Origin of the sequence: Methanocalculus alkaliphilus (genome assembly GCF_024170505.1) — an archaeon.
Classification (GTDB): Archaea; Halobacteriota; Methanomicrobia; order Methanomicrobiales; family Methanocorpusculaceae; genus Methanocalculus; species Methanocalculus alkaliphilus.
Map to the genome: position 1 here is coordinate 1 of NZ_JALJYG010000033.1, position 1859 is coordinate 1859.

Consider the following 1859-nt stretch of genomic DNA (forward strand, 5'->3'; position numbering starts at 1 on the left):
CCTGACTTTGTGATTTTCTAACTTCGAATCCTCCTCTCCCCATACCATCCCGTTGTACATTCTGCCGTTTTTCCTCTTCCTCCTTCAAATAAGATAGAAAGCTTTATACATATGTGAGTTATAATTATAACTTATATGCACATCAAGCGGATTAAGAAGAAAGATGCCGTATACCTCGCTCAATATGAAACATATCGGGAGGATGGAAAGGTGAAGACCAGGTTCATCAAATATCTCGGGAAAGAGGGGGATGAACGAGGAGTGCCACTTCCAAAGAAGTCAGCCCACACCGAAACACCGCTTTACCCTGATTGTTCGAAACGGGCAGGTGATGTCGAGCTCATGTGGTCCATTGCCAGTTCCACCCTGAATATGCCGGAGATTATCGATCAGGTCTGCTGCGGGGAGGGGCGAATTGAGGGGCGATCTCCCGGCAAAATCCTCACTGCGTGGGCCATCAATAAAGCACTCAATCCCGAGAGTGCAACTCTTGTCGGCGAATGGGTTCAGACGACAACTATTCCTGATCGTATGGATCTGCCAGAAGAGTACTTTACCGACAATGCCTTCTATTCATCTCTGGACAGGATCTGTTTCAAAGATACAACAGCAGATGGATATACCGACCTCAGTCACCTGATCTGTGACGAAATCTATACCCGATGGCGATCGCTTCATCCGTTACCTGATGCATCCAGGGAGATCGTTGCCTATGATCTCACCCCGGTTCTGATCTTTGGCTCCGGCGATGAGCTGGGAGAGAAGGGATATAATGCAAAGAAGGCGAATCAGAAGCAGATCAACCTCTGTATTCTCGTCTCAAAATGGGATAAAGTCCCAGTCTCGTTCTTTTTACTCCCTGGGAACTTCAACTCCATGTCATCGGTCAAGGATCTCCTGGTGCAGCTGCTTAATCTCTCGTTTGAGCCGGGAAGCCTGATCTGGGATCGGGGGAACACCTCGGAAGAGTCCATTCGGGATATTGAGGCGCTGGGATGGAACCTTATCTGTGGCGTGAATAAGAGTTCCAACGAGGCTCGATCTCTTCTTCTGACGACTGATGTGCCATTGAAAGTCACGCACCGGGTTCGTTCAACCGGTACCAGTGCATTGTATGCCGCAAAGGCAGACGGGCCACTCTTTGGAAGAGAAGGTTCCGGGGTGGTGTATGTCAACCATGCAAAGAGGATGGACGTACTTGATGCGAGAAATGCACTGTTAGCAGAGCTTGATGCAGAGTTACGAGTCTATAACGAGAATCTGAAACGATCAACAAAGGAGAAGATTGAGGAGGATCTTGCTGCCATTCTTGGACCATATGCAGAATTCTTCTCGATACATATTCTTCAGAATGGGAAACGGTTCGCAATTTCATGGGAGTATAACGAGGCAGCGATCGACAGGGCGACTGATCTGGATGGGAAATATCTCCTGTATGCGACTGACACCAGCCTGAAGGCAACCGAGGTGGTGAATGAGTATATGGAGAAGGATTTTGTCGAGAAGGTGTTCAGAACCCTGAAGTCTCATCTGAAAATTGCTCCTGTCCGACACTGGAAGAACCATCGGATCCGGGCGATCTTCTTTGTGAACATACTGGCGCTCTGGCTTCGGAAGGTGTATGATCACCATCTGAATCAGGTTCCAAAGAAGAAACGGGAATATGGATTCGATGAACTGTTACGACGGTTGAAGCGGGTTGAGTATGTCGAGGTGGTACGGCCGGGAGAGGAGCCGGCATTCTGGTACCTCAACCTGACGGAGAAGATGACGGAGCAACTGAAAGCAATGGGGTTCAAGGATTTGTTCCGGGAGAGAAGGCTGGGTCAGAGTGGGTTATAAAAACGGAAAGTCAGGCC

1 protein-coding gene is annotated in these 1859 nt (G+C 48.8%); it reads left to right on the forward strand.

Going from position 1 to position 1859, the window contains the following annotated elements:
* Nucleotides 1-135: 135 nt before the first annotated feature.
* Nucleotides 136-1842: an IS1634 family transposase gene (locus tag J2T58_RS11035; RefSeq protein ID WP_253490027.1), complete on the forward strand. Its 1707-nt coding sequence runs from the start codon at nt 136-138 to the stop codon at nt 1840-1842.
* Nucleotides 1843-1859 lie beyond the last annotated feature (17 nt).

What these genes read in the sequence shown, in the direction of transcription:
- J2T58_RS11035 (WP_253490027.1), top strand. Translation starts at nt 136, where the DNA reads ATGCACATCAAGCGGATTAAGAAGAAAGATGCCGTATACCTCGCTCAA.